Here is a 26,614-nt window from a genome sequence, read left to right as displayed (position 1 = left end):
AAAATGCCTGTGTAAAACAGGCATTTTTTTATCCGCACTTTCAGGCAATTCGCTCAAATCCAGCTTTTAAATCTGCAATCAATTCATCTACATCTTCAAAGCCAATATGCACACGAATTAACGAACCTGTAAGGTTACGTTTAATATTTGGACGAATATGGGCAATTTCTTCAGGTTGATTACAAAGAATTAAAGACTCAAATCCTCCCCATGAATAAGCCATAGTGAAAAGTTGAAAATGATCCATGAAATTTGAGACTTGTTCCGATGTCAATCGCTTAGTTAATTCAAAAGAAAATAAACCGCTGCTACCACTAAAGTCTCGTAAAAAAAATTCATGACCAGGGCAACTTGGTAAAGCTGGATGGTACACAGTTTTTACTTCTGGTTGCTCACTCAACCATTTTGCTACTTTAATACTGCTTTCCTGATGTTGTTTTAATCGTACCCCCAATGTACGAATACCACGAGCGGTCGTATAAGCAGAATCCGCATCCACCATTTGCCCCATCAAATAGGAATGTTCTCTAAGCTGATCCCAAGTTCGCGCATTCGCAACGGCAGTACCAATCATAATATCTGAATGACCCACTAAATATTTCGTACCAGCTTGAATAGAAATATCAATGTCATGCTCTAACGCTTTAAATAGAACACCTGCCGACCAAGTATTATCAATCATAATCACAATATTAGGGTTCACCGTTCTTGCAACCTTCACAATAGTCGGAATATCTGGAATTTCCATTGTGATAGAACTCGGTGCCTCCAAAAAAAGTACTTTTGTATTCGGTTGAATAAGCGTTGCAATACCAGCACCAATAAGTGGATCGTAATAAGTTGTATCGATCTGCATTTTTTTCAGCACAATATTACAGAAATCTTGGGTTGGCTCGTAAGCTGCACCACTCATTAATACATGATCGCCAGTTTTTACAAAAGAAAGAATCGAATTAGTGACAGCAGCTGCACCACAAGGATAAAGATAACAACTGGCTCCCCCCTCCATTTCGCACATTAAATCTTGTAACGCAAAATGTGTTAGCGTCCCTCTTCTGCCATAAAATAATTCGCCTTTTGCTCTATGTTGAGTTGCGTGTTTTTTATCTTCAATACTGTCAAATACTAATGAAGAAGCTCGCTGTAAAACGGGGTTTACCGATCCTTGTGAAAAACGTTTTTTACGCCCTGCATGGACAAATGTTGTTGAGAGATTGTGTTGTTGCATATTTCCACCTTATTTTAGATAAGATTAATTGCTTTAATAGATAAAATCGAGTATAAAAATGTCGGCGTTTCAAATAGAATCTCGTCGCTATTTTGTGTGGCAAAACTTCAACTTAACTTTATATAGGAATTATGACTATGGTATTAGTAACCCGTCAAGCACCAGATTTTACTTCATCTGCTGTATTAGGCAATGGCGAAATCGTTGATAACTTCAACTTTAAAAAACACATTGCTGGAAAAGCTGCAGTAATCTTTTTCTACCCATTAGACTTTACCTTTGTTTGCCCTTCTGAGTTAATCGCATTTGACCACCGTTATGAAGAATTCAAAAAACGTGGCGTAGAAGTAGTTGGTGTTTCTATCGACTCTCAATTCACTCACAATGCATGGCGTAATACACCAACTGAAAATGGTGGTATCGGCCAAGTTAAATATGCATTAGCGGCAGACGTAAAACACGAAATTGCTCAAGCATATGGTATTGAACATCCAGAAGCAGGTGTTGCATTACGTGCATCATTCTTAATCGACAAAAATGGCATCGTTCGTCACCAAGTAGTAAATGATCTTCCATTAGGTCGTAATATCGATGAAATGTTACGTATGGTTGATGCATTACAATTCCATGAAGATCACGGTGAAGTTTGCCCTGCTCAATGGGAAAAAGGTAAAGAAGGGATGAAAGATAACCCTGAAGGCGTTGCAAAATACTTAAAACAAAACGCTGATAAACTTTAATCCGTAATTATTTACAAGAAAGCCACATAATGTGGCTTTTTTTATATTCTTAGATACTTTAGAATAGGTGTATCTCTAACACCAAGAGCGGTTCATTTCTATGAAATTTAATATTCCTATTTTCCTAACGATGTTTCGTGTAATCCTAATTCCGTTTTTCGTGATTGCATTTTATTTACCTATCGAATCCTCCCCTTTTATTACTACATTCATATTCTTTATTGCCGGTGTTACTGATTGGCTTGATGGTTATTTGGCTCGTAAATGGAAACAAACTACAAGATTTGGCGCCTTTTTAGATCCTGTTGCGGATAAAGTAATGGTTGTCGCAGCCTTGGTTCTCATCGTTGAATATCAACACTCCCTTTGGATTACGATTCCTGCCATTATTATGATTTCTCGGGAAATTATAATTTCTGCATTACGTGAATGGATGGCAGAACTCGGAGAGCGTAGTAAAGTCGCTGTCTCTTGGTGGGGAAAATGGAAAACAACCGCACAAATGTTAGCCCTAGGCGGATTATTATGGCGTTACAATAACTATATGGAAATTGCCGCTATAATCTTGCTTTACATCGCAGCCATTTTAACAGTATGGTCAATGATCCAATATTTACAGGCAGCAAAAGGTAGCCTACTAGATGACCTAAAACTCTAATTCTGGATAAAGTGCGGTATTTTCTACCGTACTTTTATTATTTTGTCTTATTTTTAATCAAACAAAGTTTTTTTTTATTTTTTCATTTGACACAAGACTATAAAACCGTAAAATACGCCCCGTTGTCACGCAGTAATGCTGATTAGTGATAAATGCGGGAATAGCTCAGTTGGTAGAGCACGACCTTGCCAAGGTCGGGGTCGCGAGTTCGAGCCTCGTTTCCCGCTCCAATTTGCCCGAGTGGTGGAATCGGTAGACACAAGGGATTTAAAATCCCTCGCCTTTCGAGGCGTGCCAGTTCAAGTCTGGCTTCGGGCACCATTTAAACACCAATCCAAAGATTTTAAAATTTACTTTAAAATCATCTAATTGGGTCGTTAGCTCAGTCGGTAGAGCAGCGGACTTTTAATCCGTTGGTCGAAGGTTCGAATCCTTCACGACCCACCACTTAAAAATAAATCAAGCACCGAAAGGTGTTTTTTTATTGCCTAATATCTGGTACTACTTTGCAAATTACTGGCTTATTGAAAAATAGCTATTCTCTCTATCCAATCTAAAATAATTAATATATTTTATTGCTACGTATATTTTCTAAAATAAAATAGCGCCTGAAAATCAAGCGCTATCCAAAATACAATAAAATTTACCGCACTTTATTACTTCAATAAGTAAGCCCGTAGTTGTGCAAAATCATTATCCATTTCATCAGAAAGCAATGGTAGCTGGTTATGTTTATCCAGAGCTTCAGGTAATGAAAGCTGAATACCAAGAATTCGTTCGACAGATTCTTTAAATTTTGCAGGATGCGCTGTACATAGGAAAATCCCTGTTTCACCCGCTTTAAGTTGATCTTTCAGCACTTGGTAAGCTATCGCACCGTGAGGTTCACAAACATAACCTTCAGCATTCATCGCTTTTAAGGTATCTTCTGTTTCGCTATCACTTAGCATCCCCGAACCTAAATCACTTAAATTCCAACCATTTCGTTTAAATAATTCTTCCACTCTCGGCCAGTTATTTGGACGACTAACATCCATTGCATTAGAAAGGGTTGCAACTGTCGTTTTAGGATCCCAATTACCTGATTTCAAGTAACGTGGCACCGTATCATTTACGTTTGTTGAGGCGACAAAGCGTTTTATTGGCAAGCCTAAGGTTTTTGCAATTAATCCCGCAGTTAAGTTACCAAAATTACCACTTGGCACAGAAACCACAACATTATCACATTTTTCTTTTGGCAATTGTGCGACAGCCTCAAAATAATAACAAACTTGAGCTAATAAGCGGCTAATATTAATAGAATTTGCAGAGTTAAGCCCGATAGCTTGGCGCAATTCAGCATCATCAAAGGCTTGCTTAACTAAAGCCTGACATGCATCGAAATCAGCGTTAATCGCAACAGTACGAATATTCCCACCTAAAGTACAGAATAGCTTTTCTTGTAATGGGCTGATTTTACCTTTTGGATAAAGGATAACTACATTAATATTTTCTAATCCATAAAACGCATGTGCTACAGCAGCTCCAGTATCGCCAGACGTAGCCGTTAGAATGGTGATTTTTCCATCACCACGAACTGCTGCAAGTGCCTGAGCCATAAAACGGCCACCAAAGTCTTTAAATGCTAATGTAGGCCCATGAAATAATTCAAGTGCATAAATATTATCTTCCACTTTTTCTAACGGTACGGTGAAAGTAAACGCATTTTTCACCATCTCATCTAACGTTGCTTTCGGTAATTCTTCACCAATTAATGCACCTAGAATTTTTTGGCTACGCTCCACAAGAGGCAATTCAAGTAATTCATCAATGTTATTAAGTTGAGGAATAACTTCAGGAAAGAATAAACCTTGATCCCGACCAAGTCCTTGACGAACAGCCTGAGAAAAAGTGACTTGTTCTTCGGGATGTTTGATATTGTATAAATTCATATTTAATCCGTTTTTAATTTAATTTTATCTATTTAAATTATACTTATTTAATTTCTCTTGCGCCTTCGTTATCAACCTTACATACATGCACAAAACCTTCATTATTTTGTAAATAATGATTCTCTAAATAAGTTGAAAGTTTAATTGCAGTTTGTAAATCTGGGGCAATAGAGAAAATCGTTGGGCCTGAGCCAGAAATACCTGTGGCAAGTGCACCTAAATCGCGTGTAGCTTGTTTTACTTCAGCAAAATTAGGTAGCAGAGATTCACGATAAGGCTCAGCAATGACATCTTTCATCATAATCGCCGCAAGGTTTTCCTGATGGGTATGACAAGCATGCACAAAGCCACCTAAATGACGACCATGGGCAATCACATCTTGTCGAGTATAGCTTTTCGGTAAAATTGCACGAGCTTCAGCAGTAGAAACTTCAATTCCTGGATACGCCAACACCCAATACCAATTATCAAAAAATGGCAATTTTTGACAAATATTGCCTAACGATTGCACCATAAATTGCACACCGCCAAGATAGCAAGGTGCGACATTATCATAATGGATTGAACCAGAAATACGACCTTCCAATTCTCCCATCATTTCAAGCAACTCCATTTTCGAAAAAGGTTCATCATGAAACTGATTTAATGCCACTAAGGCAGCAACAATAGAACAAGCACTAGAGCCTAAACCAGATCCAATAGGCATATTTTTTTCGAGCGTTAAACGCAAGGGCTTCAGATTTCCTCCGCGTAATTTTAATTGCTCGCTAAATAGCACATAAGCTTGGTAAACAATATTTTTTTGTGGTTCTTTCGGTAATTTACGAACAAAATACCCCGCACTTTCTAACTCAAAACCACTTGAAATAGATTCTATTTGAACCACATCACCTAACAATGAACCATCAATAGGAGAAATCGCAGCGCCTAAAGTATCGAAACCTACGCTAATATTCGCGCTAGATGCTGGGGCGTAAATTCTTAACATTGGGAATCCTTATTAATGTTGTAATGTTCTTAAAATATCTGCAAAGATACCTGCCGCCGTCACCGCATTGCCTGCACCATAACCACGTAATAAAAGTGGGATAGGTTGGTAATAACGAGTATAAAATGCCAAAGCATTTTCACCATCTTTCACTTTATAAAGTGGGTTATTCTGATCGACTGAAACAATAGATACTTTACATTTACCTTCGCAAATTTTTCCAACATAACGCAATACTTTGCCTTCAGCTTTAGCAGTGGAAACTCGAGCTTTAAACTCTTCATCAAGCTGTGGCAACATTGCCATAAATTCATCTGCAGATTTTCCTTCAGAGAAGCCTTTTGGCAATACACCTTCAACTTCAACATCTGAAAGTTCAAGCTCAATTCCTGCTTCACGAGCAAGAATTAATAATTTGCGCGCTACATCTTGTCCAGAGAGGTCATCACGAGGATCAGGCTCAGTAAAGCCTTTTTCACGCGCAAGTGCGGTGACTTCTGAAAGAGAAAGTCCTTCCTCCAATTTACCAAAAATAAAGGAAAGGGAGCCAGATAAAATGCCTTCAAAATATTCAAGTTCATCACCTGCAGCAAGTAAGTTTTGAAGATTTTCAATTACTGGCAAACCCGCGCCCACATTCGTTTCATATAAGAATTTATGTTGGCTTGCTTGAGCGTTTTGGCGTAACTCATTGTAATAAGCTAATTCTCGTGTATTCGCTTTTTTATTTGGCGTGACTACATGGAAACCTTCTTTTAATGCACGAGCATAAAGCCCCGCTACAGATTCGGCTGAGGTACAATCTACAAATACTGGATTCACTACATGATGTAATTTAATGAAAGAAAGCAATACATCAAAATCTGATGGCTGAGTCGCATTTTCTAAATCGGTTTTCCAATCATCTAAACACAATCCATTTTCATCGAGCAACATGCGGTTGGAATTCGCAATAGCACAAACTCGAATTTCAACATTCTTCTTTGCTAGATACTCCTTTTGACGCTTCACCTGCTCAATTAATTCTCCGCCAACTCCACCAACGCCGACTAAAAACATATCCACTACTTTTTTATTATTGAAAAGAGCCTGATGGGTAGCTTTCACCGCTTCAATCGCTTTATTTTGCGGCACAACGGCAGAAATTGAACGTTCACTAGAACCTTGTGCAATCGCCACAATGCTAATATTTGCCTGTGCTAACGCAGAGAAGAAACGAGCAGCAATGCCTTTCGCTTGCTTCATTCCATCGCCCACCACAGAAATAATGGATAAATCTTTAATCACTTCAATTGGTTCTAATTGATGTTCATTTAATTCATTAGAAAATTCAATTTCTAGTACAGTTTTCGCTACTTCTGCAGATTTCACAGGCACACAGAAACTAATACTATATTCAGACGAAGACTGAGTAATTAAAATAACTGAAATGCCTGCGCCTGACATGGCTGAAAATACGCGAGATGCCATGCCTACCATGCCTTGCATACCTGGGCCTGATACATTAAACATCGCCAAGTTATCTAAGTTAGTGATACCTTTGACTTGTAAACCTTCTGATTTCACATTGCCATCAATAATCGAACCTGGCGCAGAAGGATTTCCTGTATTTTTAATGACACAAGGAATATTTTGTGGCAACAATGGGCCAATTGTACGAGGATGAATCACTTTCGCACCGAAATAAGAAAGTTCCATTGCTTCACGATAAGAAAGAGTTGGTAATAAACGTGCATCAGGTACTAAACGCGGATCGCAAGTATAAACGCCATCCACATCAGTCCAAATTTCGCATACGCTTGCGCCTAAACAAGCGGCTAAACAGGCTGCAGAATAATCTGAACCATTACGACCGAGCAGCACCAACTCACCTTTTTCGTTACCTGCAGTAAAGCCTGCCATAAGCACCACTTTATCTTTTGCGATACTTGCTGCATCAACACGTTTTGTTGATTCTTCAATTTCAACAGAAGATTCAAGGTAACCGCCTTTTGCCAATAATTGTTTGACAGGATCCACAATATGTACGCTATAGCCACGCGCTTCAAACCACCCCTTCATCATTGCGATAGAAAGTTTTTCACCACGGCAATCAATTGTCGCTTTAACTGCATCTTCTACTTTTCCTGCCTGACGAATTTCTTCTAATAATTCTTTGATTTGAGCAAATTCAGCATCAATAAGCGCCTTGGTGCCATTTAAGTCGAATTGATTATTTTCGGCATGCAAGCCATTGATGATATTATAGAAAATTTCGATTGCTTCGTTGAAATGTGTATCGGTTGGTTGATTTAATGCAGCTTTTTCAGAAAGGGCGACGAGATGATTAGTTATTTTGGCTGGTGCGGATAAAACACCGGCTGCCTGCTCTTCTAAATGAGCTTGCTCGATCAATTTCGCTGCTTGGGAAAAACGTTCTGGATTTGCAAGCGAAGTGCCGCCAAATTTAAGTACGCGCATGATTGGTTCTCCTAGAGATATTGTGTTTTTAAATTTATAAAAAAACCCGCTATTCAGTTGAATCGCGGGTTTTCTGTATCCTGTTTTTTGGTGCACTAACCCGCGCCATTAATCATAGTAATGGTCATCATAATGGTGGTAATCGTGCTAATGATTACGGATAAAGTGCGGTGATTTTTCATTATGTTTTATCTTGAAAAATGAATGTGTAAAGAAATACCGAAATTTCCCGAGCTTGTCAAACAGAAAGTAACAAATTTTTCAGAAATTTTCTCAGTAAATAAATTTCGTGTAAACTAACCGAACTTTTATAAAGGAGAACCTATGGATATCCAGCATAATCTCAACCTAATTCATCAAAAAATTGAAACGGCTTGCAAAGAAGCTAAACGCAATCAAAATACCGTAAAATTACTTGCCGTATCTAAGACCAAACCTATTTCCTCGATTCTTTCAGCTTATCAAGCTGGACAAATAGCCTTTGGAGAAAATTATGTGCAAGAAGGTGTAGAAAAGATCCAATATTTTGAATCTCAAGGTATTAACCTTGAATGGCATTTTATCGGTCCATTACAATCGAATAAAACCCGTCTCGTTGCAGAACATTTTGATTGGATGCAAACGCTTGATCGAGCAAAAATTGCAGATCGTTTAAATGAACAACGACCAACTAACAAAGCACCGTTAAATGTCTTGATTCAGATTAATATCAGCGATGAAGAAAGTAAATCTGGCATTCAACCTGAGGAAATGCTAACACTGGCAAAACACATCGAAAATTTACCACACTTATGCCTACGTGGCTTAATGGCAATACCCGCACCGACCGATAAAATCGCTGAACAAGAAACCGTGTTCAGAAAAATGTCAGATCTATTTGAACAACTAAAACAAGCCTTACCTAATCAACAAATTGACACACTTTCTATGGGAATGACGGATGATATGCCGAGCGCAATAAAATGCGGTTCTACTATGGTACGTATTGGTACTGCGATTTTTGGTGCAAGGGATTATTCAAAATAAATCTAAACAACCCTAGTAAAAAAATTATCGTAAAAAAAACGAACCGCACATAAAAGTGCGGTTCGTTTTTTTATGTTATTTTTGACTACATACAGCAATAAAATGTAATTTATGTTCGGGATCATTGAAGGTTTTGAACATTCTTTTAAATTGCTCACGATTTTCCGCTTTCATAGCATTACGGATGATTTTTAACGTCCCGAGAATGCCCTCATCATAAATCATTCCTTTTGGTGAAAGTAAGGTCATCTCACCAGAGAAAGTATCAACATTTCTAAAGCCACTTTCTTGGAATATGCCTTTCCAGCCATCTTTCGTTAACGGTGTGACCGTCACGTTAATCGCTTTGCGCATATTTTCTAGAATAGTTTGATGATCATTCCTCACCAACATAACATCGTGAGTAAGCAATAAGCCATTCGGTTTTAACACTCGAAAATATTCTGTAATGGCTTTTTTCTTAGCCTCCACGGGTAACATCGTCAGCATCGCTTCATTAATGACAATATCAAAACTTTCATTCTCGAAAGGCAACTTCATCGCATTCGTTCGCTGCACATGAATTTTTTCTTGCAAGCCATTTGCTTCGATATTTGCTTGTGCTTTTTCTAATGCATGTTCGTCTAAATCAACACCTTCAATATGGCAACCAAATTGTTTCGCCAATCCAATTGCTGTCGTTCCCATATTACAGGCAACCTCTAACACTTTTTTATCTTGGCTAAAATCGCCATTGGCTATCAACCAGTCTGTCGCTTTTTTACCGCCTGGACGCAACCGAGTTTTACCTAAACGTGCAAGAAAATTATGCCCTACTTCATCTTTTGCCATATCTATCTCCTAGTAATTAACTTGGTTTTTATATTATAGATGAAAATTATTCTTATTAAAGTGGTAAAGCAAAAAATAACCCAACCGATTGGTTGGGTTATAAAATATCAGGAAAATTTACCGCACTTTAAATCAATTAGGTTTCCATTCACCATTGAGCACGGTTGCTGTCACTTTATAATCTGACGTAAACACGGCTAAATTTGCGATTTTTCCTTTTTCTACCGAACCTAAGCGATCATCCACACCAATTGCTCGTGCAGGATAAAGGTTACTCATTCGAATTGCTTCAGCAAGCGGAATTTCTACAAACTCCACTGCATTCTTAATAGATTCGATCATGGTAATTGATGCGCCAGCGATCGTACCGTTCGCATCAAAACAGCGGCCATCTCGGATATAAATGGTTTTTCCTACGAAAGTGAATGTTTCCAATTCAGGTGGCGCACCTGCTGCAGCAAGAGAGTCAGTCACAATACAAAGTTTGTCACCTTTGATTTTTTTATCAATACGAACATTACCGTAATTGATATGCACACCATCTACGATAATACCCGTATAAACATCTGAATCTAGTACCGCACCTACTACGCCCATTGCACGTCCAGAACTAATTGGCGACATTGCATTATGCAAGTGAGTCGCAAAAGTTGCGCCTTTGTGGAATGCGGCTTTAGCGACTTCATAAGTCGCATTGGAATGACCTACAGAGACAATAATGCCAGCTTTCACAAAATCAGGCGTATAGTTAATGGTTGGGTTTTCTGCGGCAATGGTAATTTTTGTAATGACATCACCATTTTCACAGAGGAAATCCTTCATTTCAGGCGTAATTTCACGAATGTATTCGGGACGGTGCACCCCTTTTTTCTCAACACTGATAAACGGCCCTTCAATATGTAAACCAAGTGCTTGATTTTTATGCTTATTTAAATATTCACGCATAATTTTTACCGCACTTTTTATGTTTTCATCTGGTGCCGTGATAAAAGTCGGAAGAAAACTTGTACAACCTGATTTCAAGTTAGTTTCCTGCATAATTTCCAAGGTTTCAACGCTAGTTTGGTCATTAAACATCACCCCACCACAGCCATTTAATTGAAGATCAATAAAACCAGCGGTTAAATTATTACCTTGTAAATCAATGGTTTTGATACCTGTTTCTAATTCAGCTTGTGGAACTACCGCTTCAATAATTTCACCGTTAATAATTACAGCAAAATCACGTAAAACATCATATTTTGTGTAAATCACACAATTCGTTAGTGCATATTTCATTTTTTGTCCTTAAATAAAATAATCAGAAAAATTACCGCTCTTTTGAGCGGTAGGATCTTATAACACGCTATGAATGGCGCGTTGTTCTAATTCAGTAAAATATTTAACAGTTTTTACTTTCAATTCTTGTTGTGCAGGCTCATCACAAACTAATACAAAATGGCGATGTAGCTGAAGTGCACTCACTGTCCACATATGGTTCACACCACCTTCTACAGCAGCTTGAACTGCAAGCGCCTTATGATGGCCTGTTGCAAGGATCATCACTTCTTCGGCATCTAATAATGTGCCTACACCAATAGTTAAAGCATACTTTGGCACTTTATTCACATCATTATAAAAGAAGCGTGAATTTGCGATCAGCGTGTCTTGAGTTAACGTTTTAATACGAGTACGGGAACTTAATGATGACGCAGGTTCATTAAAGGCAATATGGCCATCATTGCCTACTCCGCCCATAAATAAATTAATTTTGCCGTAAGATTTAATTTTTTCTTCATAACGGCGACATTCCGCATCATGATCATCCGTGTTGCCATTAAGAATATTGATATTTTCTGGCTGAATATCGATATGATTGAAGAAATTGTTATACATAAAACTATGATAACTTTCAGGGTGTTCCTCTGGTAAACCCACATATTCGTCCATATTGAATGTTACCACATGCTTAAAGCTCACCTCCCCTGCTTTACAAAGTGCGATAAGTTCTTGGTAAGTTTTTAATGGCGTGCCACCAGTTGGTAAACCGAGAACGAAAGGACGTTCAGCTGTAGGATTAAAATGATTGATACGATCAACAATATGGCGTGCAGCCCAACGACTCACCTGTTGTTCGTTGTGTAGAGGGATAAGACGCATACTATACTTCCTTTATTTTCAATACCGTGGATAAACAAACCAACGGTTAAACATAATGGTTCCCCACTACGAAATAGAAAAACTGAGAAGCAGGAAACGAGAATTGCTACCCCAATAGGGATAAATTATGAGTGATCTAGGGAAATCACTCCCCTAGGTTCTCACGATATTCCATTAATTATAAAAATTTTGCTTTCAACTCTTTTGCTTTAGCAAGCTGAGCATCTGTTGCTTTTGCTGTCATTGGCTCATGGCAATAACCCGCATCCACACCTTCTAATTTAAGCAATTCTTTGATGGTTAAATATAAACCGTTCGCTAAAATGCCTTCGATTAAATCATTGGTTACGTGTTGAATTTCTAACGCTTCGGCTAATTTACCCGCTTTGGTTAATTCAAAAATTTGACGAGTACGAACGCCGTTTACGTTGAAAGTTGAACCGATTGCACCATCAACACCAAGTGCGGCCGCAGGTAACATCATTTCATCGAAACCAGCCCAAATTAAGTGGTTTGGATAAGCTTTTTTCAAACGTTCTAATAAGTAGAAATCACCTGCTGTGAATTTTACCCCTAATACTTTCGGGTTTTTGTAAAGTTCACCAAATTGTTCAATTCCCATATTCACACCAGTTAAGAACGGAATAGAATACACGATCATATTATTGCCTGTTTCTGCAATAATGGTGTCGTAATAATGTTTGATTTCAGGGAAACTAAATTTATAGTAGAACGGAGTAACTGCAGATAAGCTATCGTAGCCTAATTCTGTTGCATATTTACCTAATTCAACTGCTTCTTTTAAGTTTACGCTACCCACTTGAGCAATTAGCGCGATTTGATCTTTTGCTTCATCTTTTGCAATACGGAAGATTTCTTTTTTCTCTTCAGTTGAAAGCATAAAGTTTTCGCCTGTTGAACCACCTACATATAAACCATCAACTTTCATTTTGTCGATATTATGGCGGATAATTTGACGTAAACCTTTTTCATTAATTGTGCCATCTTCATTAAATGACACTAATAATGCACTGAAAATACCTTTTAAATCACGCATAAGTTTTCTCCTATTTTATACGTTGTTCAAGAATCACATTGAGGGTTTTTTGCTTGGTTTGAGCTGCAAGTTCTTCTTCGCCCTGCACTAACAAAGCATAAATTAAATCTAATACAAAAAGCTGTGCAATTTTGGTACCAATGGAGTCACCTTGTAATTTCCCTTGTTTATTACCATTTACCAAAACATAATCAGCATATTCTGTAACGGGTGAACGCAAACTGTGAGTTAATGCCACTGTCGTTGCACCATTTTGTTTAGCAATTTTGAGTGTGTGCGCTGTTTCTGCGGAATATCCTGAATGACTTAAACCAATTGCCACATCAGAAGACGTAAGTAATGCCGCCTGCATATACATAAAATGATTATTGCCTGTTGCATCCACTTGGAAACCGATACGCATCAACTTATTTTTTGCATCTTCAGCTGTCACACCAGATGATCCCACACCGAATAAAAAGATACGACGTGCTTTTTTAATGGCTTTAACCACTTGCTCAAGCTGTTTTAAATCTAATAAATTAACCGTTTCTTCCATTACATTAGAAACTGCCGCTTGCAACTTTTGTGCAATCGTTAAAGAATCATCGCTCGGCATAATTTCTGTTTCGAGCACAGTTTCATCATTGTTATCTTTCGTGGCAAGCTCAATAGAGAGTTCTAATTTAAAATCGCTGAAACCTTTAAAACCAATGGTTCGACAAAAACGGACGAGCGTAGCTTCTCCAACTTCCAAATGCTTAGCGATTTCTGAAAGAGGGCATTGAGACACCAAATCAGGCGAACGCAAAATCGTATCGGCAATTTTTTTCTCTGATTTGGTTAGACTGTGGTAAAGCGAGCTAATGGTGTTTAACACATTTCCAGATTTAGCCATAAATTGTTCCTTTTGGTTTATCAAGCAGAACATCTTTCATCCAATAAGCTGCGCCGACTAATCCTGCATCTTGACCAAATTTAGCAGATTCAATGTCACAGCTATATACAGCAGGCATATCCTGTAAGAAACGTTTGACTAATGGTAAATAACCTTCAGCCAACCCAACACTACCACCTATAACAACTTTTTGCACATCCAATCCAATCACTAAATCCGCCACTAAATTGGCAATGGCTTGGGCTGAACGTTCTATAAGTGCGGTCGCTTTTTCATCATTTTTTCTAAAACGTTCAAAAACTTCTCTTGGCTCACAAGGATCGTCCCATTGGGAAGACACCGCTTCAATTGCACGACCAGCAGCAACGGCTTCTACACAACCACGACGACCACAACCGCACATTGGACCATTTGGATCCGCTAATGTATGCCCGATATGTCCTGCGATTCCCTTTGGACCAGTTTGTAATTGTTGGTTTAATATGACACCGCCACCCACGCCAGTTGAAACAGTAATAAAAACAAAGTTTGATACTTTTTCTGAATCTTGGAGTTGGTATTCCGCATAGGTTGCGGCTTGCGCATCATTTAATAAGCCAATTGGTTTATCCGTGTGTTTAGCAATACTTTCTTTTAGTGGAAATTGATTCAAACCACCTAAATTTTTAGGATTAAGTGCGGTTAAAACACCATCATTTATAATACCGGTTGAAGCCACCGCCACATAATCAAATTGCCCTGCATAATGAGTAAGAAGTTGTTCTAATGCTTGATGCATTCCTTCTACCACATTTTCACGCGGTGTATGAATTTGTTGGCGTTGTTCAACTTCGCCATTTTTTACGATAGCCGCCGCGATTTTTGTACCGCCAATGTCTAGAGCTAAACAACGCATAACTTATCCTTATAGTATGAAGTATTTTCTCACACGTCTTACGACTATCTTGCAGATTTCACAGAATTAGCAAACCAACTCACGATATGCTCAAGGCGAGTTAAGGCAGAACCAACAGTGACGCAATCTGCGCCAATTTCAATGGCTACTTTTGCCAATTCAGGCGTGTTATAGCGACCTTCTGCCATCACAAAACAACCCGCGGCTTTTAAATCTTTCACTAATTGATAATCAGGTTCTTCGGGAACTGGACCACCTGTATAACCGGACATTGTGCTCCCCACAATATCAAAACCGAGTTTTTGACAATACAAGCCTTCTTCTAAATTAGAGCAATCTGCCATAGCCAAGCAGCCCATTTCATGAATTTTTTTCACCGCACTTTCAATATCAACTGGGCGAGGACGGTTAGTGCCATCTACCGCAATAATATCTGCCCCAGCATTGGCAAGATCTTCAATATCTTGCAGAAATGGCGTAATACGAATCGGACTATCAGGTAAGTCGCGTTTTACAATACCGATAATTGGAATGTTTACAAAAGGACGTGTCACTTTAAGGTTATCTACACCTTCAATACGTAAACCTGATGCGCCACCAGCAACGGAAGCTTGGGCCATAGCAGAAACAATTTCAGGTTTATCCATTGGGCCATCATCAACGGGTTGGCAAGAAGCAATGAGACCGTATTGAATTTGAGAAAGCACATCTTGATGAGATAATTTCGACATAATATCACTCCTAAATATATTGAGGCCGATAATGCTTAAATGCTTTATTACAAGCCATCTAGGCGTTAGCATTATTTAGACTCAATCATCCTCAAAAATATAACTGAGCCCACATTTTCGTCAGTGCTCAGCATTATATAAAAACATAACTCCATTTTAAAAGTTTTTTTGAAGTATTTTTTTGTAAATGTGATCTACCTCTCAATTTTAAAATAAAACTTCAAAGAGCAGTTCAAAAAGTATTTTTTTACTTTAGAATAGCGCCCGAGTAGTTTTTTTGATGTCTAAAACATCAAGCATTCACTTTCAATCCAAGCCAATTATGGCTTATATCAACAGAAGTTCACACAGGAGCGAACATTATGAAATTTACTAAACTTTTCCTTGCAACTGCTATCACATTAGGTGTTTCTTCAGCCGTTTTTGCCGCAGATTATAACTTAAAATTTGGTATGAATGCGGGTACTTCATCTAATGAGTACAAAGCAGCAGAAATGTTTGCGAAAGAAGTAAAAGAAAAATCACATGGTAAAATCGAAGTTTCACTTTATCCAAGTTCACAACTTGGTGATGACCGTGCAATGTTAAAACAATTAAAAGACGGTTCTCTTGACTTCACTTTTGCTGAATCAGCTCGTTTCCAATTATTCTATCCTGAAGCTGCAGTGTTCGCATTACCCTATGTAATCACCGACTACAACGTTGCGCAAAAAGCCTTATTTGACACCGCATTTGGTAAAGATTTAATTAAGAAAATGGATAAAGATCTTGGTGTTACTCTACTTTCTCAAGCCTATAATGGTACTCGCCAAACAACTTCAAATAGAGCAATCAACAGCATTGCAGATATGAAAGGTTTAAAACTTCGTGTACCAAATGCTGCAACTAACTTAGCGTACGCAAAATATGTAGGCGCATCTCCAACACCTATGGCGTTCTCTGAAGTATATCTTGCACTTCAAACTAACTCTGTAGATGGTCAAGAAAACCCATTAGCGACAGTACAAGCACAAAAATTCTATGAAGTGCAAAAATTCTTAGCGATGACTAACCACATTTTGAATGACCAACTTTATTTAGTGAGTAACGAAACTTATAAAGGATTACCTGAAGATCTTCAAAAAGTAGTCAAAGATGCCGCTGAAAATGCAGCAAAATACCATACTAAATTATTCATAGATGGCGAAAAAGATTTAGTGACATTCTTTGAAAAACAAGGGGTGAAAGTAACTCGTCCTGATTTAACGCCATTCAAAGATGCGATGAAACCATTCTATGCTGAGTTTGTAAAACAAACTGGTGAGAAAGGTGAAAAAGCATTAAAAGAAATCCAAGCTATTAAATAATCTCTATCAGGTGTGCCAGCAATTTGGTTGGCGCACCATTTCGTTCTCCACAATCTCTCGGAGTGAAGTATGAAATTTTTTAACAAACTTGAAGAATGGATTGGTGGCGCACTGTTCCTTGTCATCTTCGGTATTCTTGTAGCCCAAATTCTATTCCGTCAAGCTTTCCACTCGCCGTTAATTTGGAGTGAAGAACTCGCTAAACTATTGTTTGTTTATGTAGGAATGCTCGGTATTAGCGTGGCAATTCGCAAACAAGAACACGTTTACATTGATTTCTTAACCAATTTAATGCCACCTTCAGTTAAAAAAGTCGCAAACTCTTTTGTACAGTTAGTGATTTTCCTTGGTATTATTTTCTTTATTCATTTTGGTATCAAAACTTTCCTAGGTTCTAGTTTCCCGATTGATGCATTAGGTGGAATTTCAGAAAAATGGATTTACGCTTCTTTACCGATCATTTCTATTCTAATGTTAGTGCGGTTCTTCCAAGCACAAGCAAACAATTTTAAAGAAGATAAAAGCTATTTACCAGCGACGTTCTTCATTGTAAGTGCGGTCATTTTATTAGGCATTTTATTTACGTTCCCAGAGTGGTACAAAGTATTACGCATTACAGAATATGTGAAATTTGGGTCTAACTCTGTATACGTTGCCCTAATATTCTGGCTAGTTATTATGTTCCTTGGTGTGCCAGTAGGTTGGTCATTATTCATCACCACATTACTCTATTTCTCAATGACCAGATGGAACGTGGTAAACTCTGCAGCTGAAAAACTAACCATGAGTTTAGATAGTTTCTCATTACTTGCTGTGCCGTTCTATATCCTAACGGGTATTTTAATGAATACTGGCGGTATCACAGAACGTATCTTTAATTTCGCGAAAGCCTTACTCGGTCACTACACTGGTGGTATGGGTCATGTAAATATTGGCGCAAGTTTATTGTTCTCAGGTATGTCCGGTTCTGCACTTGCTGATGCAGGTGGCTTAGGTCAGTTAGAAATCAAGGCTATGCGCGATGCTGGTTATGATGATGATATTTGTGGTGGTATCACTGCGGCATCTTGTATCATCGGTCCATTAGTTCCACCAAGTATCGCCATGATTATTTACGGTGTAATCGCCAACGAATCCATTGCGAAACTCTTCGTTGCAGGTTTTGTACCAGGCGTACTCGTTACGATTGCCTTGATGATCATGAACTACTACGTATCCAAAAAACGTGGTTATCCAAGAACACTAAAAGCAACTCGTGAAGAACTTTGCACATCATTCAAAAAAGCATTCTGGGCAATTTTAACCCCATTACTCATCATCGGTGGTATCTTCTCTGGCTTATTTAGCCCAACAGAGTCTGCCGTTGTTGCTGCGACTTATTCCGTAATCATCGGTAAATTCGTTTATAAAGAATTAACCATGAAAATGCTCTTTAATAGCTGCGTTGAAGCAATGGCAATTACTGGTGTGGTTGCATTAATGATTATGACTGTAACTTTCTTCGGAGATATGATCGCGCGTGAACAAGTTGCAATGCGTATTGCAGATGTATTCGTTGCTGTAGCTGATTCTCCACTTATGGTATTAGTCATGATCAATGCGCTCTTACTCTTCTTGAGTATGTTCATTGATGCATTAGCATTGCAATTCTTAGTGTTACCAATGTTAATTCCAATCGCAATGCAATTTAATATCGACTTAGTATTCTTCGGTGTAATGACTACGTTGAATATGATGATCGGTATCTTAACACCGCCAATGGGTATGGCTCTCTTTGTGGTGGCACGTGTGGGTAATATGTCAGTATCCACTGTAACGAAAGGCGTATTGCCGTTCTTAATACCGATATTCTTAACATTAGTATTAATTACGATTTTCCCACAAATCATTACTTTTGTACCAAATCTATTGATGTCTTAACACTAAAGTGCGGTTAAAAAAAGCAAGGCTTTTATAACCGCACTTTTTTTATAAAATAAATCCTATTCAATGCGGTTTTATGAATAGCAAACCATAAACATAACTTAATAAATGAGGTTTATTATGAAATTGACAAAAACAGCATTATGCGCCGCGCTTTTTGCAACTGTTGCATTTTCAGCTAGCGCACAAGCCTATCCAGATTTACCAGTAGGCATCAAAAGCGGAACGGGTGCACTCATCGGCGATACCGTATATGTAGGCTTAGGTTCTGGTGGCAATAAATTCTATTCTTTAGACTTAAAAGATCCTACTGCACAATGGAAAGAAATTGCAGCATTCCCTGGTGGTGAACGTAATCAACCTGTTGCAGCAGCCGTAGATGGAAAACTTTATGTATTCGGTGGGTTGCAAAAAAATGAAAAAGGTGAACTCCAACTTATTAATGACGCTTACAGCTACAATCCAGCTGATAATACGTGGGTGAAACTTCCTACTCGCTCTCCGCGTGGTTTAGTCGGTTCAAGCAGCGCATCTCACGGTGATAAAGTTTATATTTTAGGTGGTTCTAACCTCTCTATATTTAATGGTTTCTTCCAAGACACCGTGGCAGCAGGTGAAGATAAAGCGAAAAAAGATGAAATCGCAGCAGCTTATTTCGATCAACGTCCAGAAGATTATTTCTTCACAACAGAATTATTGAGCTATGAACCATCAACCAATAAATGGCGCAATGAAGGTCGTATTCCATTCTCTGGTCGTGCTGGTGCGGCATTCACTATCCAAGGTAATGACTTAGTGGTTGTCAATGGTGAAGTTAAACCAGGGCTTCGTACCGCAGAAACGCATCAAGGTAAATTCACTACTAAAGGTGTGCAATGGAAAAACTTACCTGACTTACCTGCGCCAAAAGGTAAATCACAAGATGGTTTAGCCGGTGCACTCGCAGGCTATAGCCATGGCCATTATTTAGTCACGGGTGGAGCTAACTTCCCTGGTTCAATTAAACAATTCAAAGAAGGCAAACTTCATGCGCATAAAGGTTTAACCAAAACATGGCATAACGAAGTTTATACTTTAAATAATGGTAAATGGAGTATCGTTGGTGAATTACCAATGAATATTGGCTATGGTTTCTCTGTGTCTTACAACAATAAAGTATTACTCATCGGTGGTGAAACTGACGGTGGTAAAGCGTTAACCAGCGTTAAAGCCATTAGCTACGATGGTAAAAAATTGACCGTTGAATAATTTGGCATAGAATAATGTATAAGGCTTGAGACAAAGAATGGGCTCAAGCCTTAATGGTGCCTGTGGCGGCCTTACCTGCTGCGGCATTATTAATGGGTATTGGCTATTGGATCGACCCAGATGGTTAGGGAGCAAACAGTCAATTAGCGGCATTATTAATTAAATCTGGTGCAGCAATTATTGACAACATGGGCTTACTCTTCGCTGTAGGTGTTGCTTTTGGCCTAGCAAAAGACAAACACGGCTCCGCCGCACTTTCAGGTCTTGTGGGTTTCTACGTAGTAACCACCCTGCTTTCCCCTGCTGGTGTAGCACAATTACAACACATTGATATTAATGAAGTACCTGCAGCATTCAAAAAAATCAATAACCAATTTATCGGGATTTTAATTGGTGTGATTTCAGCTGAACTTTACAACCGTTTCTATCAAGTTGAATTACCAAAAGCACTTTCGTTCTTTAGCGGAAAACGCCTCGTCCCAATTTTGGTTTCTTTCGTGATGATCGCCGTATCATTTGCCTTACTCTATATTTGGCCGCATATTTTTAACGCGCTCGTTTCATTTGGTGAATCCATCAAAGATTTAGATGCAGTCGGTGCGGGGATCTACGGTTTCTTCAATCGCTTATTAATTCCTGTTGGCTTACACCATGCCTTAAACTCTGTATTCTGGTTTGACGTAGCGGGTATCAACGATATTCCAAACTTCTTAGACGGTGCTAAATCCATTGCCGAAGGCACTGCAACTGTGGGGGTAACTGGTATGTATCAAGCTGGTTTCTTCCCTGTCATGATGTTTGGTTTATCAGGTGCTGCTCTTGCGATTTACCACTGTGCAAAACCAAATCAAAAAGTACAAGTGGCCTCAATTATGCTTGCGGGTGCACTGGCTTCTTTCTTTACAGGGATCACTGAACCGCTTGAATTCTCATTCATGTTTGTTGCGCCTGTACTTTATGTATTGCATGCATTATTAAAACGGGTATCTCTGTATTCATTGCAGCCACCATGCACTGGATTGCAGGCTTCGGCTTTAGTGCTGGTTTAGTGGATATGGTACTTTCTAGCCGCAACCCACTTGCCATTAGTTGGTATATGTTACTTGTACAAGGTATTGTATTTTTTGCTATCTATTATTTTGTGTTCCGTTTTGCAATTAATGCCTTTAATCTCAAAACGCTAGGACGTGAAGATAAAGCAGAAACAGCTGCAGTCCCAACACAAAGCAACCAATCTCGCGAAGAAAGAGCGGTGAAATTTATCGCTGCTTTAGGTGGTTCAAAAAACTTCAAAACCGTAGATGCTTGTATCACTCGTTTACGCTTAACTTTAGTTGATCATCACAATATTAATGAAGATCAACTTAAAGCGCTTGGTTCAAAAGGTAATGTAAAATTAGGTAATGATGGATTACAAGTCATTTTAGGGCCTGAAACTGAACTTGTAGCAGAAGCAATTAAAGCAAAATTAAAATAAATTTTGACCGCACTTTACATGCCGTCTATCACTAGGCGGCATTTTTATTAATGAGATTTAGCGATGTTATTTATTCCACCACCACTACTCTGTTTATTAATTGGCACAGCAATGTATTTTTTGCCAAAAGTAGCTAGTTATTCTATCCATTTTGCAGTTATTGCCTTTGTCATTACGCTTTCATTTTTAATTGCTGGGGGCAGTGTGCTTCAATTTTTTATACGCAAAACGACCATCAATCCTCATGACTTTAAACACACAACACAATTAGTTTCTACAGGCATATTTCGATTTAGCCGTAATCCAATGTATTTAAGTTTGCTGTTAATGTTAATTGCGTGGGCTCTTTGGTTGGGTAATAGTTTGGCTTGGTTAGGCGTGATTGTCTTTATACTAGTTATGAACCACTGTCAAATAGCCCGAGAAGAAGCCTATTTGGAAAGTAAATTTGGCAATGAATATCGTCGTTACAAACAAAAAGTAAGATGCTGGCTATAAAAAAACACCTTCACGAGGAAGGTGTTTTTATCAATTTTAAATCTATTTCTTCGGTGCTTGCATAAAGCGGAAGAAATCACTATCTGGTTTCAAAATCATCATATTGTCAGAATTTGCAAAACTTGCTTCATAGGCTTTTAAGCTACGTACAAAAGTAAAGAATTGTGGCTCTTGTGCAAAAGCATCTGAATATAATTTTGCCGCCGCTGCATCGCCTGAACCACGTAATTCTTGTGCAGTTTTATTTGCATTAGCAAGAATCAACGTCACTTTACGATCTACATCTGCTTGGATAAATGCAGCTTTTTCTTTACCTTGAGAACGGTGTTCACGCGCGACTGCATCACGTTCTGCACGCATACGTTGATAAATTGAAGAAGATACTTCGTCCGGTAAATTAATTTGTTTTACACGCACATCAATCACTTCAATACCTAATTCTGCCGTACTATCTTGCCCTGAATTTAAAGCTTTTTTTGCACCTTCCATTAATTCACCACGCGTACCAGAAACGATATCTTTAATGGTTCTTGTACCAATTTCAGAACGCAAACGGTCATTTACTTTACGGCTTAACAAGCTTGAAGCTTGAGTATAATCGCCACCACCAGTAGATGTGTAGAATCGACCAAAATCACTAATCTTCCATTTCACATAAGAATCTACCAGCAAGTCTTTTTTCTCAACAGTAACAAAACGTGTTGCTGATCCATCTAAGGTGCGAATACGTGCATCTAAAACTTTAATGCTATCAATCAAAGGCACTTTAAAATGCAAGCCTGGTTCATATACAACCACTTTGTTATCTGCATCACGTTGTACTTTGTTGAATCGCAACATAATACCGCGAGTACCTTCCGTCACGACCACGACACTGGAATACACCACTGCCGCAATGACAAAAATAGCTGGTAATAAAAATTTACGCATTAGTTAAATCTCCCTTGGCGAATCGGCTCAACAGTGCTTGGTAGTTGGCTTGAAGAATGATTAATACGCTCTGGCTGTGATAAAACAGGCGCAGATTCTACCGCTCTTTCAGTTACGGCTGGCGCTTTAGCTGATAGTTTTTTACCCATAATTTGTTCTAACGGTAACACAGTTAAATTGTTACCATTATTGCCATCAAGCATCACTTTTGGCGTATTTGCCATGACTTTTTCCATGGTTTGAATATATAAACGCTCACGCAGTAAATCTGGTGCAGCTTTAAATTCAGGCAACAAACGCTGCAAACGTTCCACTTCACCTCGTGCATCTAACACGATACGATCTTTATAAGCTGTCGCTTCTTCAATAATACGTTGTGCATCACCACGCGCAATCGGCTCTTTCTCTCGGGCATAGGCTTCCGCTTCACGAATGAAACGTTGTTCATCTTCCTGCGCTTTAATCGCATCATCAAAGGCATCTTTTACTTCTTCAGGTGGGCGTGCAGATTGGAAGTTAACATCAATAACCTCAAGTCCCATATCATAGGATTTGATAATGTCATTTAATGCTTTCCACGTATCTTCACGAACAACCGCACGGCCTGTTGTTAAAATATCATTCATTGACATATGTCCGATCACATAACGCAATGCACTGTCAGTCGCTTGACCTAAACTGTCATCCGCATTCGTCACGCTAAAACGATATTTAGCAGGATCTTGCACACGATATTGCACAGTCATTTCCACACGAACCATATTTTCATCTTTAGTCAGCATGGAACCCTGTGTGCGAAGTTCTTTAACTTGCTCTACATTCACTGGCAATACTTTATCTACAAATGTTGGCTTCCAGTTCAAACCTGGTTGAACAATAGAATGTAATTCACCAAAACGAAGCACTACACCACGCTCAGCCTCTTTAATGGTGTAGAAACCACTTACGCCCCAAATAATCGCACCAATGGCAACAGCAAGCGGCACCACTTTTCCAAAATTAAATGGCGTACTGTTTTGAGAACTACCATTGTTTTGACCGCTCTTTTTATTTCCACCACCTAATTTTTTTAGAAGATTATTAAAAATCTCCTCAATATCTGGCGGAGATTGTTCTTGATTTCCACGATTTTGATTGTTATTCCATCCATTATTATTGGATGAATTTCCCGGCTGTTGGTCGTTGCTTTGCCCTGGTTTACTCCAAGGATCGCGATCTGAACCGTTCTGTGACATTTCATTCTCCATTTGTCAAAAAATTGTTAAGAGTTTAGCTAAATAAATGGGGCGCGTCTATGAAAATGCAAGAGGGGATAACCATTAATTTCGCCTCACTTTCAAGTTATCCCCCTTAGGCGCGGAGATTTTTTCCGTTAGCGTTAGATAGCTTTTGCTGTTTACTATCATAGCAGTTACAGCTTTAACAGGTTTTTAAATTAAGATTGCCTTTAATAGCAATACGCACATTTTCAGAAAAAGAGATGTTAATTCTCATCGCAGCTTAGGTGGCTTGCTCTCTTGTGATATTTCCGTAGAAAAAGTCGGGTTTGCTTACGCGAAGTTGAATGTGAAATTATAAGATTTGCTTAAAGATAAACAGCTCTGAAAATACAAAAGTGCGGTCAGTTTCGAGAAGTTTTAAAACTCTTTGAAAATTGACCGCACTTTCAACTGCGTTAATTAAATCGATGATTAGCGATTTTACATGACTAAATTGCCCGATTTTTAAATCACTTTCTTAATTAGTACAAGCATATACACTTTCGCCATTTATATTTTTTAGAGAAACACTGTTACTCCTTGCTAATCAGGATAGCGCTCATTAAAATCGTAAAGACTATCGAGAAAATCATCAAAATTATTTGCCACAGGTAAAATAAGCCATTTTCCTATTTCATCGTTATATTCATAATGAATAACTAAAGAGATCTTTGGTTCTGATGTTGTGGGGGAATCTCTATCATCAAAGCATAACCAATTTCCTTCAGATGTATGAGCAAATGAATACACATTTTCATATCCATTTTCATCTGAATAAATAAATTGATTATAAATATTCTCATATTGGGAATTAAACCCATCAAATCCAAATGATGCTAAAGATTCTCGTTCATGATAGGGATCATAGAAATCAAAAGTGTCTTGTTCAAACTTAGGATTATTATACCTAGTCATTAATTCTCTATAAGTATTTGGCAGAGTAATGTTGAATATAGATTGAAATTTCAATATGTTATTTATATCGCCTTTTCCATCAAAAGACCAAATATCAATATTTCTAAACTTTTCTTTAACGTCCTTCACTTAATGCTCCAACGATGGCGCACGTTTCCCAACGCGAGCCTAAACATCAATTTCATTTGATTCAGATTTTCACTATTTTTATGAATAATTTCAGTTTGTTTATTTTTTAACTCGATACAAGCACGCGTCAGGAGACGCGCGCTATCTTGGGGAGTAAATAATTATTTAAGTAAATTATCTTGCTACTTTAAATTCCTACCATAGAAAAAAAGAATAAAGTAAAGACTTGATACAAACAATGTCATTTTGATTAAAAATGAAAGTTTTTTATACCAAAAAAATCAATTCTAGCTCAAAAATAGATATTGAATTATCAATATTGTAAATCAATCTACCAACTATCAACGATAATAATGAAAAAGAAACCCCAATAAAAATAGAAAGTAGAATATCCAACATGATTCTTTCATTATTCACTTCCTTTTTGAGACTCATTATAAATATATTGTGCGCTTCTATTTAAACTTTCCCCTCCTAAACTTCCTGAAATACTAGGAACAATACTTATTCTATATGTATAAACATAAGGGAGTTTATCATTCAAAGGCTGAGGATTATATTTAACCCAAGTTAAATCTGGGTATTTTTTATTTAATGGAATATCAATAGCTTTACCTATTCCATAACCTACAACACTACCAATACCACTAGAGATTGCGCCATCGAATACAGGTTGATCAGTGACATAAGAATTAATTACCCTTGCTACTGTATTTCCCCCTACAGTAAGAATAGCTCCTTTTCCTTTTAATAAGTAAGCCGTAGTTAAATTTATTCCTAACATTTTATATCAACAGTGCAAATTGCTTATAGTTAAAATCTTTAGTTATTCTGGACTCTGTTATATTCCACAATACTTGTTTAGGATTTATTTATCCATCTACTGTCTCTTTGCAATAATGATTATCATATGAATACCTTAATAAGGTATTTTTATTCAAATACAATACTTTTATTGAATTACCATCTTTACAAAAAGTTAAATTATCCATTTTTAGATAACCATGCTTAATAATAAAACTCTCATATTTATCTTTTTCTCCAGATAAAGTTATATTAATTTCATAAAACCTAAAATTATCTACATTCAATATATCCCTAGATAAATTTTCTTTATATAAAAAATTTAGTAATCTTTCTCCAGCTTGTGACCTATATGTAACTAACTTCCCCTTATCACTACATGAATAAATAGATGTTATTGTAAAAAATAAAATAAGAAATATCACGACAGCTATACTTTTTACTCTCCCCATCTTTTCATGCCCTCTCCGCCTAAAGAATATCCCCACCTAATCCAAAACCTATCGTTTGGTGAGGTTTTAAAT

Annotated in this window: 23 protein-coding genes, 3 tRNA genes, 1 pseudogene and 1 other annotated feature; of the genes and pseudogenes, 11 read left to right on the top strand and 16 right to left on the bottom strand. The window is 37.9% G+C overall.

Annotated features, from left to right (window positions below):
• Positions 1 to 40 precede the first annotated feature (40 nt).
• Positions 41 to 1,228: a cystathionine beta-lyase gene (gene metC, locus AC6H0A_RS00355; RefSeq protein WP_005640784.1), complete on the bottom strand. Its 1,188-nt coding sequence runs from the start codon at positions 1,226 to 1,228 to the stop codon at positions 41 to 43.
• A gap of 137 nt (positions 1,229 to 1,365) precedes the next feature.
• Here metC and AC6H0A_RS00350 point away from each other — a divergent pair, with 137 nt between their 5' ends.
• The 5 genes from AC6H0A_RS00350 to AC6H0A_RS00330 all read left to right on the top strand — a co-directional run bounded on the left by AC6H0A_RS00350 (position 1,366) and on the right by AC6H0A_RS00330 (position 3,073).
• Positions 1,366 to 1,968: a peroxiredoxin C gene (locus tag AC6H0A_RS00350; protein WP_005640782.1), complete on the top strand. Its 603-nt coding sequence runs from the start codon at positions 1,366 to 1,368 to the stop codon at positions 1,966 to 1,968.
• Between the two features lie 100 nt (positions 1,969 to 2,068).
• Positions 2,069 to 2,626, top strand: coding sequence for a CDP-diacylglycerol--glycerol-3-phosphate 3-phosphatidyltransferase (gene pgsA / locus AC6H0A_RS00345; RefSeq protein ID WP_005625600.1), 558 nt, complete (start codon positions 2,069 to 2,071; stop codon positions 2,624 to 2,626).
• A 154-nt stretch (positions 2,627 to 2,780) separates the two neighbouring features.
• Positions 2,781 to 2,856: transfer RNA gene (locus AC6H0A_RS00340), tRNA-Gly, on the top strand.
• A gap of 4 nt (positions 2,857 to 2,860) precedes the next feature.
• Positions 2,861 to 2,947, top strand: a tRNA-Leu gene (locus AC6H0A_RS00335).
• A 50-nt stretch (positions 2,948 to 2,997) separates the two neighbouring features.
• A tRNA-Lys gene (locus AC6H0A_RS00330) sits at positions 2,998 to 3,073 on the top strand.
• A gap of 209 nt (positions 3,074 to 3,282) precedes the next feature.
• Here AC6H0A_RS00330 and thrC read toward each other — a convergent pair.
• From thrC to thrA, 3 genes are read right to left on the bottom strand one after another with little or no spacing between them, the layout of a single operon-like run.
• Complete coding sequence (gene thrC / locus AC6H0A_RS00325) at positions 3,283 to 4,557, bottom strand: threonine synthase (protein WP_005643010.1); 1,275 nt, start codon at positions 4,555 to 4,557, stop codon at positions 3,283 to 3,285.
• Between the two features lie 43 nt (positions 4,558 to 4,600).
• Positions 4,601 to 5,545, bottom strand: a complete 945-nt coding sequence (gene thrB, locus AC6H0A_RS00320) for a homoserine kinase (RefSeq protein ID WP_005638998.1) — start codon at positions 5,543 to 5,545, stop codon at positions 4,601 to 4,603.
• Positions 5,546 to 5,557: 12 nt separating this feature from the next.
• Entirely contained in the window at positions 5,558 to 8,005 is a 2,448-nt protein-coding gene (gene thrA, locus AC6H0A_RS00315) for a bifunctional aspartate kinase/homoserine dehydrogenase I (protein WP_005643013.1), read from the bottom strand.
• 35 nt (positions 8,006 to 8,040) lie between these two features.
• Positions 8,041 to 8,159 (bottom strand) — a sequence feature (Thr leader region).
• 170 nt (positions 8,160 to 8,329) lie between these two features.
• On the opposite strand from thrA, the gene AC6H0A_RS00310 reads away from it, so the two are divergent.
• Positions 8,330 to 9,031, top strand: coding sequence for a YggS family pyridoxal phosphate-dependent enzyme (locus AC6H0A_RS00310; RefSeq protein ID WP_005643015.1), 702 nt, complete (start codon positions 8,330 to 8,332; stop codon positions 9,029 to 9,031).
• Between the two features lie 75 nt (positions 9,032 to 9,106).
• Here AC6H0A_RS00310 and AC6H0A_RS00305 read toward each other — a convergent pair whose 3' ends face one another.
• The 7 genes from AC6H0A_RS00305 to AC6H0A_RS00275 all read right to left on the bottom strand — a co-directional run bounded on the left by AC6H0A_RS00305 (position 9,107) and on the right by AC6H0A_RS00275 (position 15,561).
• Positions 9,107 to 9,862 (bottom strand): class I SAM-dependent methyltransferase, encoded by a 756-nt coding sequence (locus AC6H0A_RS00305; RefSeq protein WP_005639884.1) that lies wholly within the window; start codon positions 9,860 to 9,862, stop codon positions 9,107 to 9,109.
• A gap of 132 nt (positions 9,863 to 9,994) precedes the next feature.
• On the bottom strand, positions 9,995 to 11,140 hold the full coding sequence (nagA, locus tag AC6H0A_RS00300; protein ID WP_005639886.1) for an N-acetylglucosamine-6-phosphate deacetylase: 1,146 nt from the start codon (positions 11,138 to 11,140) through the stop codon (positions 9,995 to 9,997).
• A gap of 57 nt (positions 11,141 to 11,197) precedes the next feature.
• Entirely contained in the window at positions 11,198 to 12,001 is an 804-nt protein-coding gene (gene nagB, locus AC6H0A_RS00295; RefSeq protein ID WP_005639888.1) for a glucosamine-6-phosphate deaminase, read from the bottom strand.
• Positions 12,002 to 12,179: 178 nt separating this feature from the next.
• Positions 12,180 to 13,058 (bottom strand): N-acetylneuraminate lyase, encoded by an 879-nt coding sequence (gene nanA / locus AC6H0A_RS00290; RefSeq protein WP_005639890.1) that lies wholly within the window; start codon positions 13,056 to 13,058, stop codon positions 12,180 to 12,182.
• 10 nt (positions 13,059 to 13,068) lie between these two features.
• A complete protein-coding gene (locus tag AC6H0A_RS00285) occupies positions 13,069 to 13,935 on the bottom strand; it encodes a MurR/RpiR family transcriptional regulator (RefSeq protein ID WP_005625613.1) in 867 nt (288 codons plus the stop codon).
• Positions 13,928 to 14,830 (bottom strand): N-acetylmannosamine kinase, encoded by a 903-nt coding sequence (locus AC6H0A_RS00280; protein ID WP_005639893.1) that lies wholly within the window; start codon positions 14,828 to 14,830, stop codon positions 13,928 to 13,930. The genes AC6H0A_RS00285 and AC6H0A_RS00280 overlap by 8 nt, the downstream gene beginning before the upstream one ends.
• A gap of 44 nt (positions 14,831 to 14,874) precedes the next feature.
• Positions 14,875 to 15,561 (bottom strand): putative N-acetylmannosamine-6-phosphate 2-epimerase, encoded by a 687-nt coding sequence (locus AC6H0A_RS00275; RefSeq protein WP_005639895.1) that lies wholly within the window; start codon positions 15,559 to 15,561, stop codon positions 14,875 to 14,877.
• Positions 15,562 to 15,920: 359 nt separating this feature from the next.
• On the opposite strand from AC6H0A_RS00275, the gene AC6H0A_RS00270 reads away from it, so the two are divergent.
• The 5 genes and pseudogenes from AC6H0A_RS00270 (at position 15,921) to AC6H0A_RS00250 (ending at position 22,053) form a co-directional block, all read left to right on the top strand.
• A complete protein-coding gene (locus AC6H0A_RS00270; RefSeq protein WP_080567374.1) occupies positions 15,921 to 16,907 on the top strand; it encodes a sialic acid TRAP transporter substrate-binding protein SiaP in 987 nt (328 codons plus the stop codon).
• A 69-nt stretch (positions 16,908 to 16,976) separates the two neighbouring features.
• Positions 16,977 to 18,827, top strand: a complete 1,851-nt coding sequence (locus AC6H0A_RS00265) for a TRAP transporter large permease subunit (RefSeq protein WP_005639899.1) — start codon at positions 16,977 to 16,979, stop codon at positions 18,825 to 18,827.
• 123 nt (positions 18,828 to 18,950) lie between these two features.
• On the top strand, positions 18,951 to 20,078 hold the full coding sequence (locus AC6H0A_RS00260) for an N-acetylneuraminate epimerase (protein ID WP_044232141.1): 1,128 nt from the start codon (positions 18,951 to 18,953) through the stop codon (positions 20,076 to 20,078).
• A gap of 53 nt (positions 20,079 to 20,131) precedes the next feature.
• A pseudogene (nagE, locus tag AC6H0A_RS00255) lies at positions 20,132 to 21,555 on the top strand (N-acetylglucosamine-specific PTS transporter subunit IIBC).
• A gap of 63 nt (positions 21,556 to 21,618) precedes the next feature.
• Positions 21,619 to 22,053 (top strand): methyltransferase family protein, encoded by a 435-nt coding sequence (locus AC6H0A_RS00250; RefSeq protein ID WP_005639907.1) that lies wholly within the window; start codon positions 21,619 to 21,621, stop codon positions 22,051 to 22,053.
• A gap of 42 nt (positions 22,054 to 22,095) precedes the next feature.
• On the opposite strand, the gene hflC is transcribed toward AC6H0A_RS00250, so the two are convergent.
• From hflC to AC6H0A_RS00225, 5 genes are all read right to left on the bottom strand, one after another.
• A complete protein-coding gene (gene hflC / locus AC6H0A_RS00245; RefSeq protein ID WP_005639909.1) occupies positions 22,096 to 22,983 on the bottom strand; it encodes a protease modulator HflC in 888 nt (295 codons plus the stop codon).
• Positions 22,983 to 24,218, bottom strand: coding sequence for an FtsH protease activity modulator HflK (hflK, locus tag AC6H0A_RS00240; protein WP_044232142.1), 1,236 nt, complete (start codon positions 24,216 to 24,218; stop codon positions 22,983 to 22,985). The genes hflC and hflK overlap by 1 nt, the downstream gene beginning before the upstream one ends.
• A gap of 567 nt (positions 24,219 to 24,785) precedes the next feature.
• Complete coding sequence (locus tag AC6H0A_RS00235; protein ID WP_005639913.1) at positions 24,786 to 25,286, bottom strand: SMI1/KNR4 family protein; 501 nt, start codon at positions 25,284 to 25,286, stop codon at positions 24,786 to 24,788.
• A 409-nt stretch (positions 25,287 to 25,695) separates the two neighbouring features.
• Positions 25,696 to 26,070: a hypothetical protein gene (locus AC6H0A_RS00230; RefSeq protein WP_044232145.1), complete on the bottom strand. Its 375-nt coding sequence runs from the start codon at positions 26,068 to 26,070 to the stop codon at positions 25,696 to 25,698.
• An 88-nt stretch (positions 26,071 to 26,158) separates the two neighbouring features.
• A complete protein-coding gene (locus tag AC6H0A_RS00225) occupies positions 26,159 to 26,542 on the bottom strand; it encodes a hypothetical protein (protein WP_005639915.1) in 384 nt (127 codons plus the stop codon).
• Positions 26,543 to 26,614: the final 72 nt, after the last annotated feature.

Source organism: Haemophilus sp. THUN1692 (genome assembly GCF_059704395.1).
The sequence above is the reverse complement of the archived record's forward strand: the minus strand, read 5'-3'. Positions and strand labels throughout refer to the sequence as shown.

Coding starts and splice junctions, on each gene's coding strand:
- AC6H0A_RS00280 (WP_005639893.1), bottom strand. CDS start 14,830: ATGCGTTGTTTAGCTCTAGACATTGGCGGTACAAAAATCGCGGCGGCT.
- AC6H0A_RS00230 (WP_044232145.1), bottom strand. CDS start 26,070: ATGTTAGGAATAAATTTAACTACGGCTTACTTATTAAAAGGAAAAGGA.
- nanA (WP_005639890.1), bottom strand. CDS start 13,058: ATGCGTGATTTAAAAGGTATTTTCAGTGCATTATTAGTGTCATTTAAT.
- AC6H0A_RS00305 (WP_005639884.1), bottom strand. CDS start 9,862: ATGGCAAAAGATGAAGTAGGGCATAATTTTCTTGCACGTTTAGGTAAA.
- thrC (WP_005643010.1), bottom strand. CDS start 4,557: ATGAATTTATACAATATCAAACATCCCGAAGAACAAGTCACTTTTTCT.
- AC6H0A_RS00225 (WP_005639915.1), bottom strand. CDS start 26,542: ATGGGGAGAGTAAAAAGTATAGCTGTCGTGATATTTCTTATTTTATTT.
- metC (WP_005640784.1), bottom strand. CDS start 1,228: ATGCAACAACACAATCTCTCAACAACATTTGTCCATGCAGGGCGTAAA.
- AC6H0A_RS00285 (WP_005625613.1), bottom strand. CDS start 13,935: ATGGCTAAATCTGGAAATGTGTTAAACACCATTAGCTCGCTTTACCAC.
- thrA (WP_005643013.1), bottom strand. CDS start 8,005: ATGCGCGTACTTAAATTTGGCGGCACTTCGCTTGCAAATCCAGAACGT.
- nagB (WP_005639888.1), bottom strand. CDS start 12,001: ATGCGTCTTATCCCTCTACACAACGAACAACAGGTGAGTCGTTGGGCT.
- nagA (WP_005639886.1), bottom strand. CDS start 11,140: ATGAAATATGCACTAACGAATTGTGTGATTTACACAAAATATGATGTT.
- thrB (WP_005638998.1), bottom strand. CDS start 5,545: ATGTTAAGAATTTACGCCCCAGCATCTAGCGCGAATATTAGCGTAGGT.
- AC6H0A_RS00310 (WP_005643015.1), top strand. CDS start 8,330: ATGGATATCCAGCATAATCTCAACCTAATTCATCAAAAAATTGAAACG.
- hflK (WP_044232142.1), bottom strand. CDS start 24,218: ATGTCACAGAACGGTTCAGATCGCGATCCTTGGAGTAAACCAGGGCAA.
- AC6H0A_RS00275 (WP_005639895.1), bottom strand. CDS start 15,561: ATGTCGAAATTATCTCATCAAGATGTGCTTTCTCAAATTCAATACGGT.
- AC6H0A_RS00265 (WP_005639899.1), top strand. CDS start 16,977: ATGAAATTTTTTAACAAACTTGAAGAATGGATTGGTGGCGCACTGTTC.
- AC6H0A_RS00260 (WP_044232141.1), top strand. CDS start 18,951: ATGAAATTGACAAAAACAGCATTATGCGCCGCGCTTTTTGCAACTGTT.
- hflC (WP_005639909.1), bottom strand. CDS start 22,983: ATGCGTAAATTTTTATTACCAGCTATTTTTGTCATTGCGGCAGTGGTG.
- pgsA (WP_005625600.1), top strand. CDS start 2,069: ATGAAATTTAATATTCCTATTTTCCTAACGATGTTTCGTGTAATCCTA.
- AC6H0A_RS00350 (WP_005640782.1), top strand. CDS start 1,366: ATGGTATTAGTAACCCGTCAAGCACCAGATTTTACTTCATCTGCTGTA.
- AC6H0A_RS00250 (WP_005639907.1), top strand. CDS start 21,619: ATGTTATTTATTCCACCACCACTACTCTGTTTATTAATTGGCACAGCA.